The sequence below is a fragment of the Pedobacter quisquiliarum genome (assembly GCF_014642175.1).
GTDB lineage: Bacteria > Bacteroidota > Bacteroidia > Sphingobacteriales > Sphingobacteriaceae > Pedobacter > Pedobacter quisquiliarum.
In genome coordinates, this window is sequence record NZ_BMIL01000010.1 from 18,432 (window position 1) to 37,909 (window position 19,478).

The window sequence follows — 19,478 nt, forward strand, 5'->3', positions numbered from 1 at the left end:
GGTAATAACATAATTTCCTCCGGAAGGATATATAGTACCCCTCAGATTTGCCGATCTCGATTCTGGAACTTTATAGTGGTTGAGTAAGCCGATATGCCACTAGTTTGGCCCGTCGCAATTTGGTTCGCGCCTCTTCTATGATAAAGGCTTTATTAAAATGTGGTATAAAGAAGTCCACTTTGGGGAAAAGTGAGAATATTATTGTGCATTTAAATTTTGGTATATGTAAAAATATGTATAATTTCGTATATCAATCTCCCTATAATGCTCGCTATTAAATTATCTCTCAGATCTAAAAAGATTCCCGCCTACACGCTTACTGAAATTCTTGTTGTATTAGTAATTATTGGCATCTTGGTGCTGCTTGCATTACCGAATTTAATGCCGCTAATAACCAAAGCTAAATCTACCGAAGCTAAAATGCAGCTCGAACATGTCCATCAGTTAGAGAAGGGCTATTATTATGAGCATTCAAAATACTCCAACAACCTTCCTGAGATTGGCTTTTCCCAAGAGAAGCTAACTACAGATGGCGCGGACGGAAAAGCAAATTACCGGGTGGAAGTGATAACAGCTACTTCGACTAATTTTCTTGCCCGAGCAACCGCAGTTGTGGACTTTGATGGTGATGGAACTTTTAATGTGTGGGAGATTGATCAAGAGAAGAATTTAAAAGAGGTCACTCAAGATTGATCTTCGATGTTAACGCTCTGTATTAACCTCTTAGCTATCCTCATACTTGCTTTTATGACGTATCAGGATGTAAAGTATCGTGCGATAACATGGTACGCTTTCCCGCTGCTCGGCGGGTCTCTATTTATCTTGAATAGAGATTTAAGCTCAACTGAAGTCCTTATTAACATTGCTTTTTTAGGAATCAACTACTTATCAGCAACAGTCATAATAAGCATTAGGGCTGGAAAATGGATTAACCTAATGAAAGCACATATGGGATTAGGAGATATCCTGCTGCTTATATGTCTCGCCTTCTACTTTCCACCGCTGAACTTTTTGGCCTTTTATATTTTTAGCCTTGTGCTGATTGCTATCTGCGCAGGTATTTATCTCAAGCTGCAGAAACCCCAAAATTTTACGGTACCACTTGCAGGGTTTCAAGGTGGTCTCTTAGGATGTTTGATCCTGATTAGTTCACTGACGGAGATCTCTTTAAATAATGTCACCTGGCTAAATAGTTACCTGCAATGATCGAGGTTAAAACCTATACGCATCGTCCTGAGCTGCTCCATGAACTCGATAATGAGACTGCATGGCAGTATAGAATATTTCCTTTCGATATTAAAGGCACGGCCTTGTGCCTTTACATAGGACAGGACGAAAAAAGCTCCGATGCTCATGATGACAAACAATCTTTGCATGATGAACTGGAAATAATACTCGGTAGGGAAGTAATTCTTGAGATTATATCTAATAATGAGCTATCTAAACTGCTGAACCAGTACTATCTTAAAGAAAACAGTTCTTCCAGTGTTGAGAATTTAAAGCATGATAATGCCTCTGATAATTTCCTGGATAAACTGATTCAAGAAGCTAAAAAACTTAAAAGCAGTGATATTCATATTGAGGCCTTTGAGCAACAGTGCCGCGTTCGTATAAGAATAGATGGACTACTTATAGAGCGTTATAAGGTCAATCTTCTAGAATACCCCGCTATCATAAACCGGATCAAGATACTTGCAAATCTTGATATTGCAGAGAAACGCCTACCCCAGGATGGAAGGATAACTTATAAACTTGGAACCAGTGCAATTGATATAAGGGTATCAATACTGCCGACGTTGCATGGAGAAAAGATTGTACTCCGACTTCTGAACAATGATGCAACCAATATTGATCTGCTGAAACTAGGACTCTCAGAGAAGGACCTAAAACCCTATTTGGATGGCGTACAAAGGCCCAATGGAATTGTGCTAATCAGCGGGCCAACAGGATCCGGTAAGACAACTACGCTTTACGCGACATTAAAGCTGCTTAATAAGTCTACCAGAAACATTTTAACAATTGAAGACCCTATTGAGTACACGCTTGAGGGCATTAATCAGGTTCAGCTAAAAGAGAATATAGGTCTTGGCTTTGCCTCGGCACTTAGAACCTTTCTGCGTCAGGATCCCGATGTAATCATGGTAGGAGAGATAAGGGACCCGGAAACAGCAAACATGGCGATTAGGGCTGCAATGACGGGACACCTGGTTTTATCCACTATTCATACCAATTCTGCCTGGGGTACAGTGTCAAGGTTACTGGATATGGGAATACCATCTTTTTTGACCTCGAGTACCTTAAACATGTCAGTAGCGCAACGCTTAGTACGCCTGCTTTGCCCGCATTGCAAGAAATCTCAGCCTTTCAATGGAAGCGGTTACCCAGGTAATTTCAGTCCATTTTATAAACTTGAGACCCACTTTGTTTCAGGGGGATGTGACAACTGCTATAACACTGGTTTCTCAGGCCGAAAAGCTGTGTATGAAGTTCTTCCAATAGATAATGAACTTGCTATGCTCATAAAGTCAGGAGAAATGAATGCAGCGTCTGTGCTAAAGGCAAAGGGAATTAAATCCTTGGCCGAGAACGCCTTCGATATGTTTGCTGCCGGTGAGACTTCTCTTGAGGAGATATATCCTTTACTACTGAACTGACCCATACCTGATAAGAAAAGATAATGAAGAATTTTTACAAAATTTTCCTGCTTTGTTTAACTGGATTGCTACTCCACCTGCCTGTGGTAGCGCAGCAGACCAAGGTTGAGCGTATGGATGCTTTGGAAAGAAAGTTGGTTGGCCTTTCTGCGTCGGTACCTGGCCTTAAGCAGAAGGTCCAGGTTGGGCTATCAGGAGTGTCAATTCAAGAATTTTTAAGAGCTGTTGCACAGGCTAATCAGCTAAACATTAACGTAGACCCAATGCTGAACATCAAGGTTGTAAGTAATGTTTCAAGTGAAAACGCCTTGAATATCTTGCTGTTTCTGGCCGAAAATTATGACCTGGACATAAACGTGATCGGTTCTATTATTACGGTATCCCCATACAATCCGCTGGTAGTAAAGCCTCCATTTGTGGAGAAGAATATTCCGGTAACTTATAATCCTGGAAATGGATCTTTGTCTTTGGAACTAAGTAATGACAGCCTGATAAATGTAGCTCGTAAGATTAGCCGGGTGTCTGGTAAAAACATTGTTGTCCCATTTGCTTTAAACGGCAAATTAGTGACGGGATACTTTAACAATGCTCCTTTTGAAACAGCGCTTGAAAAGCTTGCTTATGCAAATGAGCTAAAGCTTACTAAAACCAGCGACCAGGTATTTGTCTTCCAGGTCTTAAAAGAAGATGAGGAGCTATATATCAATGGAGATAAAAACACCGATGTCAGAAAAAACTTTAAACCCTTGCAGCAAGCCTCGGGTGGCACCGGCGGACCAACCGGATTTAATGTAGAGGCAAAAGGAAAGCTACTCAACATCAACGCTGTAAATGCTCCCATTATCGACCTAGTCAAATTTGCCTCAGATGAGATCGGCGTAAACTATTTTCTGTATTCTGAGCTCAAGGGGAACATCAGCACAAAAGTCACAAACATGAGTTTTGATAATTTTCTCACGGCCATGTTTAATGGAACGGAGTACACCTACAAGCTAGAAAATGGGATTTATTTAATTGGTGACAGAAGACTAGAGGGATTAAGGCGAAATAAAGTCCTACAACTGCAGTACAGATCTGTGGATACGGTTATGATGATGATCCCTGCGGAGTTAAAGCGTGGTCTTGAAATCAAAGAATTCAGAGAGCAGAATACGTTATTAATATCAGGAGCATCCCCCCAGATTTCTGAGGTTGAAAGTTATATCAGGGAGCTTGACAAGCTTGTGCCAATGGTTCTACTGGAGATTACACTCCTGGATGTACGAAAGGGACATACAGTAAAAACCGGCATTACTGCAGGGATTGCCGATTCAACGGTAAGGACCCAAGGCCAGGTCTTATCAGGGCTGGACATGACCTTGGGATCTGGATCCATTAATGAGTTTCTTGGAAGAATTGGCTCAAACCAAACATTCAATATTGGAAGGGTGACGCCAAACTTTTATATGAAGCTCAGTGCACTTGAAGCAAATAACAATGCTGAAATAAGGCAGGTACCCAAACTCAGCACCTTAAACGGACACGCTGCAACATTGAGCATTGGTACCACAAGGTACTACGTCACTAAAACGCAAAACGTATTCTCTTCTGTGAATACGCAGACTGTCTTTACTGAACAGTTTAACAAAGTGGATGCGAATCTTGCTATAACGGTTAATCCGGTTGTGTCTGGAGATGATCAGGTCACCATGCGAATCAAGGTTGAAATCTCAGACTTTATTGGGACGCCCCCCGCCAATGCCCCGCCGCCTACCAGCACAAGTAAATTTGAGAGTATTATCAGGGCACACAATGAAGACATGATTGTGCTTGGTGGTATGGAACGAACCGAGCGAAGTGAGACGGGCAGCGGAGTACCGCTACTATCCAGGATACCGGTACTAAAATGGCTTTTTAGTAGTAGAGAGCGTACTAAAAGTAAGGTTGTCACCCTGGTTTTCATTAAGCCGACCATAATTTATCAATAATGAAACTTGCGCTCCATAACGTGTTTCACTTAGGCAAGCTCCTATTGCTGGCGATCAATCAGGATCGAAATGGTAAGATCTCGTTATCATCTTGCGAGCTAACTTGCGCTGGTGATAAAATAACGGTATCAAAAAAGAATGCTGATCTTAAAAACATCACGCATTTCGCAAAACAGCACCAGTCCGGGAGTCCTGTGGTTCTTACGCTATCAGGAAAGGGAGTTCTGCAAAAAGAAGCCGTGGGGACTACACCCTCAGCGCTGGAAGCATTCAATCTTACACTACCTAATTCAAAAGCTGATGATTTTTATCTCCAGTGGCTTTCTGGTGAGTCACAAAGAATTACCATGGTCCGCAAAGAAGCAGCAGATTTAATCATGAATGAGCTCTCGGACCTTGGATTCGTAGTTGTATCATTAAGCCTGAATCTTGGTGAAGCTGAGCTCAAGAAAGCTGGTGTTAACCTTCTGCTCGGACTAGAAGTAGTAGCAGTAGCACAACCTATGTTAGCGCGTAACCTGGAGCAGATCCGGGCAAAGGAAAAACTTAAGGGAACAGGTCTTATTACGGCTTGTTTAGTTTTTGTAACGCTTGTTGTAAATATCCTTCTAAATGCAACATTTTCAGAAAAGGCAACCCAGTTGCGGCAGCAGCAAAATTTATCACTTGATAAAGTTGGAAAGTATCAAATGATTGAATCAGATGTAGTTGAAAAGATATCTCTGATTAAAACAACAGGTTGGACCGGGGGCTATCCGCTAGCATTTCTTACTGACCGGGTTATGGCTTCTAAGCCGGTTACTATCGGGATGTCTCAATTTGTCATCAACCCACTTACGAGGAAAGATTCCGATGAGAGAGGTGTAGCCTATGAAAACCTGAAAATTCTCATCAATGGTAATAGTAATGATGCAGCTGAATTGAACAACTGGTTGCATAAAATCAGGTCTATGACCTGGGTTAAAGATTGCGAGTTAGTGTCCTATAATTATAATAAGGAATCCGGTAGAGGCGAGTTTATGCTTGCCTTAAACATTCAGGATTTAAACAATTAAGTTCATGAGAATAAAAAGCAAAGTCGATTTCAAGCTTATGTTAAAGTTTACTCCTCTACTCGGTGTCCTTCTGTGTGCCATGTTGTGGACGACTGCTATTAGCAAGACATGGAATAGCTATAAAACATATGCTACGCTCATGCAGGCTGGTCAGTCAGAGCAGCTTAGTATAAGCCCGGCTTTTACAGAAAGTAGGGCAAGCGCTATAAACAAACTATATGATAGGTATGAAGTTGACACGCTGAAATGGAAAAGCAAGTTATGGAATCATTGTGCCACCCTTGGCAGTAAACATAACGTTTCCATGAGGTCCTTCTCTCCATGGGAGAAATTTACAAGCAACAAAGATTCGCTTCTAATACAGAAAATAGAAATGTCTGGCACCTACCATAACCTGATTAGCCTGCAACAGGAGCTTGAAGTATTTTCTGGTATTGGTAAAGTTTCCGGGTTAGTTTACCAGAAGCCTATTCGGGAATCTAATACGACGCTTACCATTTTAGTAACAGGTATACCTCAATAAAAACATGAATAAACTATGAAAAGAAGTCTACTTATACCCATTATCCTTCTACTAGGGATGTTTTTAGCCTGTAAAGACTTCATAGAGCCTTCACTGGAAAACCGTAAAGTGGTTCTTGTGGCACCAGCCGAGGGCAGTGAAAGTAACAAGTATCAGGTTGGGTTTTGGTGGGAGCCTGTGCAGGATGCCTTGTACTACCGGGTGCAGGTGGCAACGCCAGATTTTTCCGCTGCAGTTTCGCTGGTACAAGATACCCTCATTGAGGGCAGAAGTCGCTTTGAGACGACACTTGAACCTGGGCGTTACCAGTGGCGGATCCGAGCAGAAAATGGGAGCAGCAGTACTAAGTACGTTTCGGCAAAATTCATCATTCATGAGTCTTCTTTGAATGATCAGAAGTTATCCGTTGCCAGTCCATCAACAAATTACCTGAGTAATTTAGCGACCGTTACATTGGAGTGGAATAGGTTGTTTGGTGCGGATGAATATTTGCTTCAGATTGACACTGCAAATTTTGAAAATGAGGCTACCCTCACATATAATCAGGAATTAAGCGGAAACCAGTTTAAGTATGCTTTCCCTAGAGAAGGTATTTTCAGATGGCGGGTGCGTGCGCAAAATGCAAGTGGAAGTTCTAAATGGTCAGATATCAGAACTATGACATATGATAGAACGCCACCTGGGGTGCCTACACCGGTGAGTCCAGCCAAAGGTGTAGAATCCAGTGCGCCGGTTAGAATAACTTGGTCTAATGTTCCAGCTGCAAAAAGGTATAAATTGTTTTTATACAAGAGTGATGGTGCTACACTATATAGTTCAGCTTTTCCCCTAACTGTTTCTGCCAACGCCTACAACTTTAGCTCAGGGCAACAGGGTGAAACCATTTACTGGAATGTTGTTGCCGTAGATGAAGCTGGGAATGAAGGTCCAGCAAGTGTACTTACGAGTTTTATATACATTACGCAATAACTAAAATGAAGTCTAAAAAGGCAGTTTATTTTCTTGCAGCCATCGTATTAGCTGTATGGGGATTAATCCTGTACAAAGTCTTTTTAGCAATGCAAGATAAAGATTCCAGAAAGATAACTATAAGTACAAAAGTCCAAGCCAAACTATCGGTGCCTTATCAGTATCCAGACACTTTCACACTTCTGCTGAAATATCCGGATCCATTTACCGGGCAGGTTCAAACGCCGCCAGATACAACAGTAAAGAACAAAGAAAAGACTGTAAGTATAGCCGTTATGGCAAAAGTCCCAAATCCACTTGACAGTTTGAAATACCTGGGTTTTGTTGCAGGGGGATCTAGTAATAGAAGGGTTGCTGTGTTAAGTTATAAGGGCGTGGAAAGCTTACTCAAAGAGGGAGAAATGCTGCATAGCATGAAAATATTGAACATAGAAAACAATGCCGTTAGGGTTAGTAATGGCCGAACCATAAAAGTTCTTAAAAAAGAGTAATGAAGAATCAATTCTCGATAGCGGCTCTGCTTATTCTGGCCCTACCATGCTGTAAACCGGTCGAAGTAAAACAGGCCGAGGATATAACCTTGAAAGCTGTGGTGCATAGCGATACAAGTACAATAAATTTTCGATTGGCTAAGGGCGAGCCGAGTCCGAAAACAAATGCTAGTAGTACGTACTACTGGTTTGCACATGGAAAAATTAACACTGCACAAGGGTATCATGCTGGAAAGCTATTACATGGACCATACGTGGAGTACGACCGGGCAACGAAGAAGCCGATCGCATCAGGAGCGTTTGCCAAAGGACTTAAAACCGGCAGATGGCTAAGGTGGGAAAAGGATGGCAGGCTTAAGGAAATAAAGTTTTTTAAAGATGGAGAGCTTAATGGTCCCTTGGTTAAGTATGATGTTGCAGGCAACCCTAAAGATACTTTGAAGTACAAAGGAGGCAAGGTGGTACTCAAGAAAGTAGAGTCAGCAGATTCATTGAAGGTAAGTGTACTAAGTAGAATAAAGAGGTTCATCAAATTAAAAAAGTAATATGGTACGCTCGTCAGCACTTTATATCTCTTTGATCATTTCCATCCTTATCGCAATTATATGCGGATCGGTTCTGCTTGCCGCCTATATGTATAGAATGCATGAAAGTAAGATAATCCGTCATGAAAGGCTATTAAGGAACGTTACTTCAGCATCTCTTCTAGTACTACGTGACTCTTTTACCTATGATAAGGTACAACGCATTCAGTTGTTTGAAAGTAAAGATGAATGGGAAGACAGTGTAATATTAGAGAAACGACAGTGGGGTATATATGAGCTCGGACTGGTAACCAGCTTTAAAAACGGTGACAGCATCAAAAAAGCCTTGTTGATTGGCTCACCATTAAAGGATACCATTTCAGCGTTGTATATCGCCGATGAAGATCGGCCTGTATCCATTAGCGGCAAAAGCAGAATTGAAGGTGTTGCTTACTTGCCTAAATCTGGTATTAAAGCAGCATACGTTGGTGATGCTAGCTATGAGGGAAAACAGCTAGTTTATGGCAAAGTGCTTGAAAGTACGCGTGAATTACCCTTACCCGATACGATTTTAATCAATAAGCTTAATGAGCTGTTATCAGGCAGAGCTCTTCAATATGAGCCGATTTTGCCGGGCTCGTTAACTAATTCGTTCTTTGACAGCATTATGCGTATCCATCTGCCTGTAAAACATTCATTGATTTCAAAATGCAGAATCAAAGGAAACGTGATTATTTCATCAGACAGCTTGATAAAGGTTGACGCGCTAAGCAGTTTAGACCAGGTAATTCTAGTTGCTCCTCACGTTAAAATTTTATCGGGGTTTAAAGGAAGATTACAAATCATTGCCTCAGATTCTATAAGTGTTGGAGATTCGGTAAAGCTTAGCTATCCGTCTGCTTTGGTCTTAATCAAATCCGATACTGCAGGATTTCAGCCCAGGATAAGCGTTGGACGGAACTCCGTTGTGCAGGGTCAGCTATTTGCCTGGGAGAAAAGCAGAAGCCAGATGATGCCGCATATTGAGATTGGGGATAGCTCGGTCATCAAAGGGGAAATTTGGTCTAAAGGCTATGTACAGCTAGGTAAAAAGTCCGCGGTATCTGGGTCCGTCTCAGCCATCAGGCTGACAGCTAACATTTCCTCAATCATTTACGAAAACTACCTCATCGACGCTAGGATAGACAGAAGTAGTTTGTCAAAATATTATACAGGTTCTAAAATGTTTAACAGCAGTAGAAAATCGGGAATTGTATTATGTCATCTTCAATAACGAGCCGAAAGCTAAGATCCTCTACGATGATTGAAACCTTAGTCGCTCTGGTCCTCTTAATGATTGCCTTTTCATTTGGCATGGTCATATTCATGAAAGTTACCTCTACGGGAGCCTCGGATAAGAAAATGCGTGCTGATAACCATTGCGAACTTCTTGCAGACAGCTTAATGCAAGCAGATAAAAAAAGGGACATTCACCTGGTCCAGAATGGAATTTCATATAAGGTTAGTTTTAGAGCGAGCGAAGAGCAGCCGGACATTCTTGTAATGAACATTCTAGCTGAGGATCCCAAGGGTACTTTGATAACTGAATACTTGCAATTAATTCGAAATTATGAAAGCGGCACGAATTAAGTCTTTTACGCTCATTGAGATGGTTCTTGCCATGTTATTCTCAGCTATAGTTGTAGGGATGGCTTATACTTCTATAACCATCTTCACCAGGTTGTATGAAAATTATAGGCTTAAAAGATCAGCCGGAGCCGATCTGCAATTAATGAAACAAGCTATTTCCCGGGACTTTAGCCATTCATCACTAGTCGAGATTGATGGCAGTCATTTTTACCTAAAAGACTCGATGGGAGCAGCCGCGGTGTACTACACATTAAATGAAAACTATCTAGTCAGGAAAGCACCACTTAAGTCTGATAGCATAAAATTGGACGATCTTGCTTTTAGAGGATTCTTTGAAGGTCTTTCAGTTGATAAAGGAATTGTAGATCATATCGTACTACATTTTAAGAGTGAACAATCTCCCTCCACCATTAGTGCAAGAAAAGAATATTCTAAAGAAGAACTATTTAACTGGGAGGATTCTCTGCAAAACGCAACTTTAAGCCCTAAGCCTTTATGGAAATAATAGATATATCAGATTACAAACGGGTAAACAAAGGGGAAGCTAAACCTTCTGCTAAAGGTGGTGAAAACAATTTCTCTGACAAGTTAAGTGATGTACTATCCAGAGATATCAGATTTGGCTCCGGGCAATTACCTGACCAAAAAAAAGAGGACTTCTTTTTTGAACTGAGTACGCTTTTAAAGTCGGGTATAGATCTAAAAAATAGTCTTGATCTACTAACAATAGAAGGTTCAGGAGATAAATATTTGGCCGTTTACAAAAAGATAAAAGAAGCTGTTATAGCTGGAATTTCTTTATCAAAGGCAGTATCGTTGAGCACCAAGTTTTCTGAATACGATGTACTAAGTATACAGATAGGAGAAGAAACGGGAAATCTGGCGATTGTTATGGAAGAGCTTGGTGGATTTTATAAGCGAAAGGTTGATCAGCGCCGCAAGATAGCCAGCGCGCTGACCTATCCCGCAATTGTGCTTACAACATCCTTTGGTGCAGTATTTTTCATGCTTCGCTTTGTCGTACCCATGTTCAGTGATGTATTCAGACGCTTTGGAGGAGAACTGCCTTGGATGACAAAGTTGGTAATCAGCGCTTCGGGACTGATGTCAGCAATCGTTCTCCCATTTATGCTATCTATTGGAGTGTTGATCTATGTGTATTTCCGGTATAAAAATCAGAAAAAAGTTCGTGCGATGTTAAGCAGATTGGTACTAGCAATACCAGTAGTTAAAGACTTGGTGCTAAAGATTTATCTCGCAAGGTTCTGCAACACCATGCAGCTTTTAATTAGTTCAAGAATTCCATTGTTAAAAGCAATAAGTCTGTCACGAAAGACAATTGGGTTTTATCCATTAGAAGTGGCTTTAGAGAAAACAGAAGTGAGTGTGATGTCAGGAAGATCACTTCATGATAGCCTTTCCGATTTTTCAGTATTTCCAGCGAAAATGGTACAACTCGTGAAAGTGGGAGAAGAGATCAATAAGCTTGAGGATTTCTTTAAAAACTTAGGTGATCAGTACGTGCAGGAAGTCGAATATCAGACCAATACGCTTAGCAAATTAATAGAGCCTTTGATCATTATTTTTCTTGGGCTAGTGGTGGGTTTTATACTTATAAGTATGTACCTGCCGATGTTTCAGATGAGTAATAGCTTTTAACATTAAAAACCTGTATTAACAACTAATCCAACCTATAATTAACGTTCAATATGAGAATTGACCTCAATCGTGTAAGCACAATCGACTTCTTAATTAGGCACAAATCCACCGGATGTCCAGATCTATTTGCAAAACGACTTAGTATTTCCAAAAGGACCTTGCACTTTACGCTGAGTCACATGAAGGATATTTTTAACGCGCCCATAGAATATAATCGGCACAAAAAGACATATTTCTATGCAGAAGAAGGATATGTAATTATATCATTTAAGCGTATTAGCCCCTCTTTCGATGCGCATTCTCAACCCACGCCCAATGTGGATGGTAATTATAGCGGTTAACCGCAGTTTTTTTGATAAGAGCTTCACTTGTGAAGTCATCGAATGAATTCTACTTGTGTGGTCGTATTCCTGAACGTATCTGTTTGTCCATTTTCATTCTTAGATAACTACTGAAAATTTCTTAGAAGAATTTCAACTATTTCTGGTAGTGCAAGTTGGTTGCACTGTGTTGAAATATATTTGTTTAAACCACCTCATCCATTAACCTCAAAAAGATGCAAAATCCCAAAAACTTTCTTAAAAGGCACCACAAAAGTGTATTCCTATCTTTACTATTAGGTCTTTTTAATTTTTGTTTATTTTTATGCTCAAACCTAGCATTAGGGCAAAGTAGTTTAGCGCCAAAGCCAATTGTAGTTACTCCGAAATCGCCAAATGTGGCAGCCATAGAAAAATATGGAAATTTCGAGGTAAACCTTTTTCACGGGGTTCCAGAGATAGTTATTCCACTATTTGATCTTAAGTCTAAGAAGTTTGATATTCCAATAAACTTATCTTACCATGCATCAGGAGTCAAAGTAAGCGATGTAGCCAGTTGGGTGGGCTTGGGTTGGAGCCTGAATGTAGGTGGTCAGATCTCCAGGAGTGTAAAGGGGAAAGATGATTTACGTGGAATATTAAGGCCCGATTACCAACTAAAAACACCCGCTCAAGTCAACCCAAATACATTTGATGGTTACTTATACTTAAAGTCTCTTTCAACAAATGATCAAGATGGTGAACCAGATGTTTTTTCATATAGTGTGCCTGGTAAGTTCGGAAATTTTCTTTACAAGAATTCAACTACACCGGTCTTAATCCCGTCTGAACCAGTCCGTATTACAAGAGATCTGATTCCTGAGGCTACCTCACACTTATTTAGATTTAACATGCTGGATGAACAGGGCAACAATTATCTTTTTGGCAAAAAACTTAATGGCGAATCCGTTGTCGAATTATCTACAACGGAACTTGGTGGCAAGGTAGACACTTATGCTTCAAGTTGGCTTCTAACACATATGATTTCTGCTGATAAATCGGATACAGTTTCTTTTGATTATCAGTCAGCCGACAATGTCCAACTTAGTGTTGAAGGTATTGATAATGTATCTGTCACAGATAATATTTGGAATGATGGAACAACTGGATGTTGTGAGATTCCACCCCCACCACCTAGTTCCTCAATTCAAAATACAACAACAAGTTCTAACTTCTCTGTAAATCAGCGTTTGCTCCAGAAAATCGAATTCCCACGGGGTAAAGTAGAGTTTTTAACTTTGTATGATAGAAATGATTTGTCAGCCAGGAGCTTAGATCACATAAATGTTTATGCAAAGGACAATCTTGGAGCACAAATTTTACTTAAGAATATACATTTTTTTTACAGCTATTTTGGGAGCTCACCATCTTCAAGGTTAAGATTGGACTCCATAATAGTAAGTCGGTACGATTACCAGGACAGACAGACTTACAGGTTTACTTATAATGATCAACCAAACCATCCAAATTTCAAGAAAGCTCAAGATTATTGGGGGTACTATAATGGAGAACATAATAGCACCTTAGTACCCAGAACGATTATTCCCTATCGCATTGGTGTACCTCCAAGTTTAACCAACACAGCTCAAATTGGAGACGCAAACCGGGCACCTAATCCCAATGTAGTTCAAAGCAACATACTTAAAAGAATTCAGTATCCAACAGGAGGCTACACCATTTTCAATTATGAGCCAAATAAATTTTCGAGTTCGGTAAGGGACACGATTGGAGGTGGTGTACGTATACAATCGATCTTAACCTACCCGAGCCTAGGAGCTGAGCCTATAATAAAAAGCTACAAATATGGAACTTTTAACAATAAGGAATCTGGAACAGGTTTACTTAACACACTAAAAACATTGTACTTTACACCAACAAGAACTAGCTCATACGTTGCTTCTCCTCCATATCAAACAACCAGTGATAATACGGTTTACTCTTCAAATATTTCTTACAGTATAAATGAATATGACGACTCAAATGTCTTTTACCCCTTTGTAACAGAATACATAGGCACCCCAGAAGTCAACCTGGGTAAAAAGGTGCATGAGTTTAGTATGGCAAGTGATATTCCTGTAATTAATAATACTTCTGGCATCATGCCCCAAGTTCAATCTAATCATTGGAAAAGAGGAAAGCTTCTAAATCTTAAAGAATATGAAAAGCTTAATGGTCCAAATTATAAGTTAAAGAAAGAGATCAGCAATTATTACACTTCGATTAAGCCTGAAACGGTTTCAAACATAGGGCTAAATGTCGTCCAGTCATTCGTACTCTCTGGTTTAGCAGAACCTTTTTACTATTCGGGAAATTTTCCTAGACCGTATTCATATTCCTTTTATAATCTTTATACGGGTGCCTATTTACCAACTTCAAGTACGGAAAAGACTTATGGTACCTCCAAGAATCTAGAGACATATACTGAATATAAGTACAACAATTCTTTTCAACCATCCATTATTAAAAATTTGAAATCAAATGGAGACACGTTAATCACGAAATTTAAGTATGCTGATGATTATAATGCTTCTGTTAGTACAACAAGTGGATCAGGAATCAAAAATCTTCAAAATTTAAATGCGGTTTCATTTCCTATTGAGAAAACGGTAAGTGTAAAAGTGCCATCTGGATTGGAATCAGTGGTAGGAGGTGAGCTTAAAACATACTATGACAATAGGCAGCTATTAAAAGACGAATACCGCTTGGAAACCGATCAGCCTATTAGCGGTTATCAGGCATCATCTATAAATGGAAGTGGGCTGCTAACTATCCCTTCCGTTTTCAAGAAAAGGATAAGCTATACATCTTATGACGCAAATGGAAACGCGCTAGAGTATTTGGTGGATAATAAGCGGAAAAATGCATTCATTTGGGATCGGAAGCAAAGTTACTTGATAGCTGAAGTTCAAAATGCCGGTTCAGGTCAAATTGCTTATACATCATTTGAGTATGGAAGTAAGGGCAATTGGACCTATAATGAATCAGGAACCCAAGATGTATTTCCCTTCTATATTGGTGTTGTTGGTGAGAAGGTCTATGACTTTGCTAAGTTGTCCGAACCGATTTCAAAATCAGGTCTCTCTCAGGAACCGTATGTTGTGTCTTACTGGGGTAAGAAATCTTGTTCAGTAAATGGTTCGGGTCCAACTACTACAAATGCTGCAAATAGCCATGGGTGGATGTTTTTTACCCATACGGTGACTCCAATTAATGGTATAATTACCTTAACATCAAGTGATGCTATCATAGATGAATTAAGACTTCACCCAGCATCCGCAATGATGAACACCTACCTGCACGAACCGCTAGTCGGTGTAAAAGCAACTGGTCAAAGTAATGGCAATTTTAATGTTTTTGAGTATGATAGTTTCCAAAGGTTGTTGAACGAAAAGGATCATAATTTAGCGATCACCAAAAACTACAAGTATAATATCCCCACTCCAAGATCATTAGGTGGCCTTCCCATCATATATACTAACACTAAATTATCAGGCACGTTTATTAAAAATAACTGCAGTTCACAGTATTATGGAACAACAGTAAAATATGAAATCGAGGAAGGGTCATTTTTTTCAACAGTAAGCTATCAAGATGCTCAAAATAAAGCTACTGCTGCATTAACAGCAAATGGACAGCAGTATGCTAATGCTAATGGTAAGTGCAGGCTGAAAACAGAGGTGATATGGGAACCTGTTGAGTCGTATTGTCAGATAAAACAATTGAACGTCGCCCCTCCATCGACCTCTGGCTACGGATTGATAAACATACAGTCAGCTCCGAATACTACAAATTTTACAACCGCGACTATTGTTAGACCATATTCGAATTTTGCAGTTAAAGTGAATTATGTATTCTATATGCAATCCGGAAAGCAATTTTTCGGGTCAATTAACCTGGAAGCTGGTGAAATGTCTAAAACTTTCACTGTTTCATTGTCACCATACACAAACGAAATGCGAAACGGCGGAGATGTAGTCTCAATCGAGCTATACAATAATTTGTACCAAGCCGGAACTATTTTTTATGAAAAACGCCAGAAAAAAGTAGGAGGACAAGTGGTACTAACAGAACCTAATTTAAAGGGTGTTGGTGAGGGGCCGTACTATGATGTTGTCCGAGGTACAATACCAGGTTATTCCAGCTGCCAAGGGGGGTATGTCATGGAAATACCATTTAAGGTTGCTTATGCAAATACAGATTTATCCATAGAATTCCAAAAAGTCTGCCCATCTGGACAAATAGGATCAAGGGTTTATTATCAAGTGCCAGCTGGAAAGTACACTTCATCCATATCCCAGGCAGATGCAGACGCAAAAGCTATGGCTGAGGCAAATGCGAATGGACAGAGTAATGCAAATACCAAAGGAACTTGCTTCTAGTAAATGATTATCAATTAAAAAGGCTAACAAAATTCATATGAAAACTATTTGGTCACTATATATATGTATAAATATCTTTTTGATATCTATATCTGCTAAAGGGCAGCAAAGTGCTTGTTTGCCGGTGGCAACAGCGGCAACAGCTTCTCAAAATTATGTTATTAGTAATACGATTAAAAAGAACGGGATTACAACTGACGCACAGATTCAGGCCCTAACCAACTGCGATCTGAATCAAACAATACAATACTTTGATGGAATTGGGCGATCGATACAAAGCATTGATGTAAAAGCCAGTCCCATGGGTAAGGATATTATTGTTCCGGCTGCTTATGATGCTTTTGGAAGGGAGACGACCAAGTATGCGCCTTATGCCGATTCTGGAACTCCAAACGGAAGTTATAGATCTTCAGCTATTACAAATCAGCGAAATTTCTATAAGGAAGGTGTCGCACCAGCATCAATCCAATGGACCAATGCTCCTTTTGCAGTGAGTGTCTTAGAGGCATCCCCATCAAGCCCGGTTTTACAACAAGGTTTTCCAGGGCTAGACTGGCAGCCTAGTTCCAGCAGAACAGAGCTAACAGGTCGAACTGTAGTTTCGGAGTATTTGGTTAATGACACACTTGATGTACCGTATATACGCCTCACAGCAACAGGAGCAATAGCTACTGATTTCTATCCTGGAGGCAAGCTTTTTAAGACCATTACCAAAAATGAAAACTGGACATCAGGAAAGATAAATACCACTGAGGAGTACAAGGACTTTGAGGGTAGAATAATCTTGAAGAAGCTTTGGCAAACCAATACGGTATCCTTAAGTACCTTTTATGTTTACGATGTTTTCGGTAATTTGAGATGCGTTGTGCCTCCCTTTCCAGGAGCACCTTCAGTAGTTACCTTGAATGAAAATGATGACTTGGTAAAAAAGTACTGCTACGTTTACCATTATGATAAGCGTCAGCGCTTATCTGAAAGGCGTCTTCCCGGAAAGGAATGGGAATATATTATCTACAATGACTTGGATCAAGTCGTTTTGACTCAAGATGGTAATCAGCGTCCCGAGAGGCAATGGTCTTTCATCAAATATGATCCTCTTGGAAGGATTGCCGCTACAGGGATTTACCGCCATGGCACCATTGCGACTCGTCAGAATTTACAGGCTACTGTCGACAACCAACCCTCAACGGTGCCACTTTGGGAAACTTGGGCCGGAAGTGGATACACATCCAACTCCTTTCCCACAGTTGTCTACTTCTTCCATCAAATATTTAAGTATGATGACTACGACATGCCGCTTCCACCTGCTTATGTGATGTCAACTGGACGCAGCTTCAAAACTAAAGGTTTACTGACTGCCACATTAACTTTTGTTAATGGAACAGCGCAATACCTTGGCAGCATAAACTATTATGATGACTATGGACGATTGATCAAGAATTTTAAACAACATTACGCCTCTTCTGCTGTTGATGCTGGCAATTATGATGAAACTACAAATACTTACAAGTTTGCAGGAGAACTTGAAACAAGCACCAGAGTTCACCGCAAAACTAGCGCTTCAAACCTTACCATTGCTACTGCCTATGACTATGATGCATGGAGCAGACAAATAAGAACCAGGAAAAAGATCAATGCTGAAGCAGAGGTTGTACTGGCTGAAAATCTGTATAATGAGGTAGGTAGTGGTTTGAAAGAGAAGCAGCTATATAATGGGCTTCAAAAAACGACTTACATCCATGGTCAGAGAGGCTGGCTTAGGGAGATGCGCTCCAAGGAGTTTACTGAAATGCTGATGTATGGAGATAGTACTGGAGGAAACAGAAATTTCAATGGTAATGTATCGTATCAAAAGTGGGGGTACAGCAACACCATTACGCCTAATATATATACTTACACTTACGACGGTTTAGATCGCTTGACCAAAGGAAGTAGCAATCCTGGTTCAACAAACATCAGCGAAACGGTAACTTATGACAGTATGGGTAATATTGTCACCATGAACAGAAACGGTACCACGGGTACTTACAACTATTCTGGAAACCAACTCACTAGGATAACTGGCTTTGAAACCCGGCCTTACCAATACTACTATGATGCTAATGGCAACATGACCAAAAATGGAAGAAGTCTTGACTCTTTAACATACAATGCCTTAAATCTTCCTAAATCAGTGACCCGGGCCGGTACTACGGTGAACTACCTGTATGCAATGGATGGGACAAAACTAAAGAAGACAAGTACAATTGGTGGTGCAACCGTTACCACGCATTACGTAGATGGCATCCAGTATAATGGCAATAGTATAGAATTCATTCAGACTGAAGAAGGTATTGCAAGGAGAAATACCAATAGCTACAGCTATGAGTTTAACTTAAAAGACCATTTAGGAAATGTAAGAGTATCATTCTTCAAGAACCCAGTAACCAATGCGCTAGAAGTGCTCCAAAAAGATGAATATTTTGCTTTTGGTAAAAGAGTTGTTGTAACTCCTGGAACAAATAAATACCTTTATAATGGTAAGGAGTTACAGGAAGAGTCTGAGACATATGATTACAGAGCAAGGTTCTATGACCCGGTGATTGCCAGGTGGAATGTGCCTGATTTATTATCAGAAAGGCATTATGACTTGACTCCATACAACTATGTAATGAATAATCCATTAATGTTCATCGATCCATTAGGTTTAGATACAATTAAGCCTAACCAACTTGTCTCTCCAAAACCTGGAATTAAGCCATTTAATCCAGGTGTTGACGTAATTTCCTTAAGTGAAGTAAAAATTGTAGCCGGAAAACCAGGGGGTTCGAACGGTATAGCTGGCTCACGAGATCCTGAGAAAAGTTTGGCTGATAATGTAGGCTTAGCAGATGCTCTTTTAGGTCCAATTGCGGGGGGCAGTGAAAGGATATTACGAAACAGAGGCGCATACCTTCCCAGGAATGAAGTTTTTCGTCGAAGTTCGGAAATAATTGTGCGCACCCCGATGGCAAACATAAGTGTCTCCTCACGCCTTTTAAATCGTGTTAGGCTTGGAGGAAAAGTGTTAGGTGTTGCTGGATTAATAGCTACCAGTTCTCAAATATATAGCGATATTGACAAACAAAAGTATTATAGTGCTGGAACAAGGACCTTGGTAGCAAGTGTAGCCATCGGAGCAGGTGCGATTCCTGTAGTTGGATGGGGAATAGCCGGCGGGATTGGCGTAGCAGACTATATTTGGGGAGACGAATTTTACGATTATGTAGAAACTAAAATGAAGTAACTAA

General features: G+C 40.3%; 15 protein-coding genes. All 15 read left to right on the forward strand.

What is annotated here, in order from left to right:
* Positions 1-264 precede the first annotated feature (264 nt).
* Positions 265-693, forward strand: coding sequence for a type IV pilin protein (locus IEW69_RS14115; RefSeq protein ID WP_188627523.1), 429 nt, complete (start codon positions 265-267; stop codon positions 691-693).
* 54 nt (positions 694-747) lie between these two features.
* Positions 748-1,206, forward strand: coding sequence for a hypothetical protein (locus IEW69_RS14120; RefSeq protein WP_188627524.1), 459 nt, complete (start codon positions 748-750; stop codon positions 1,204-1,206).
* On the forward strand, positions 1,203-2,654 hold the full coding sequence (locus tag IEW69_RS14125; RefSeq protein ID WP_188627525.1) for a GspE/PulE family protein: 1,452 nt from the start codon (positions 1,203-1,205) through the stop codon (positions 2,652-2,654). Before IEW69_RS14120 ends, IEW69_RS14125 begins: the two co-directional genes overlap by 4 nt.
* Before the next feature lie 23 nt (positions 2,655-2,677).
* A complete protein-coding gene (locus IEW69_RS14130) occupies positions 2,678-4,621 on the forward strand; it encodes a type II secretion system protein GspD (protein WP_188627526.1) in 1,944 nt (647 codons plus the stop codon).
* Positions 4,621-5,676, forward strand: a complete 1,056-nt coding sequence (locus tag IEW69_RS14135) for a hypothetical protein (protein ID WP_188627527.1) — start codon at positions 4,621-4,623, stop codon at positions 5,674-5,676. Before IEW69_RS14130 ends, IEW69_RS14135 begins: the two co-directional genes overlap by 1 nt.
* Before the next feature lie 4 nt (positions 5,677-5,680).
* A complete protein-coding gene (locus tag IEW69_RS14140) occupies positions 5,681-6,199 on the forward strand; it encodes a hypothetical protein (RefSeq protein ID WP_188627528.1) in 519 nt (172 codons plus the stop codon).
* Positions 6,200-6,214: 15 nt separating this feature from the next.
* The gene (locus IEW69_RS14145) at positions 6,215-7,168 is read left to right on the forward strand and encodes a fibronectin type III domain-containing protein (RefSeq protein WP_188627529.1); all 954 of its coding nucleotides are present in this window, start codon (positions 6,215-6,217) and stop codon (positions 7,166-7,168) included.
* A gap of 5 nt (positions 7,169-7,173) precedes the next feature.
* Positions 7,174-7,659: a hypothetical protein gene (locus IEW69_RS14150; protein ID WP_188627530.1), complete on the forward strand. Its 486-nt coding sequence runs from the start codon at positions 7,174-7,176 to the stop codon at positions 7,657-7,659.
* Positions 7,659-8,204: a toxin-antitoxin system YwqK family antitoxin gene (locus tag IEW69_RS14155; RefSeq protein WP_188627531.1), complete on the forward strand. Its 546-nt coding sequence runs from the start codon at positions 7,659-7,661 to the stop codon at positions 8,202-8,204. Before IEW69_RS14150 ends, IEW69_RS14155 begins: the two co-directional genes overlap by 1 nt.
* Position 8,205: 1 nt before the next feature.
* On the forward strand, positions 8,206-9,456 hold the full coding sequence (locus IEW69_RS14160) for a hypothetical protein (RefSeq protein ID WP_188627532.1): 1,251 nt from the start codon (positions 8,206-8,208) through the stop codon (positions 9,454-9,456).
* A 26-nt stretch (positions 9,457-9,482) separates the two neighbouring features.
* Positions 9,483-9,812: a hypothetical protein gene (locus tag IEW69_RS14165; RefSeq protein ID WP_188627533.1), complete on the forward strand. Its 330-nt coding sequence runs from the start codon at positions 9,483-9,485 to the stop codon at positions 9,810-9,812.
* Entirely contained in the window at positions 9,793-10,317 is a 525-nt protein-coding gene (locus tag IEW69_RS14170) for a PulJ/GspJ family protein (protein WP_188627534.1), read from the forward strand. The genes IEW69_RS14165 and IEW69_RS14170 overlap by 20 nt, the downstream gene beginning before the upstream one ends.
* Positions 10,308-11,471 carry a type II secretion system F family protein gene (locus IEW69_RS14175; protein WP_188627535.1) on the forward strand — a complete coding sequence of 388 codons (1,164 nt, stop codon included), beginning with the start codon at positions 10,308-10,310 and terminating at the stop codon, positions 11,469-11,471. The genes IEW69_RS14170 and IEW69_RS14175 overlap by 10 nt, the downstream gene beginning before the upstream one ends.
* Positions 11,472-12,027: 556 nt before the next feature.
* Positions 12,028-16,209, forward strand: coding sequence for a DUF5977 domain-containing protein (locus tag IEW69_RS14180; protein WP_188627536.1), 4,182 nt, complete (start codon positions 12,028-12,030; stop codon positions 16,207-16,209).
* Between the two features lie 37 nt (positions 16,210-16,246).
* Complete coding sequence (locus IEW69_RS14185) at positions 16,247-19,474, forward strand: RHS repeat domain-containing protein (protein ID WP_188627537.1); 3,228 nt, start codon at positions 16,247-16,249, stop codon at positions 19,472-19,474.
* The last annotated feature ends 4 nt before the right edge of the window (positions 19,475-19,478 follow it).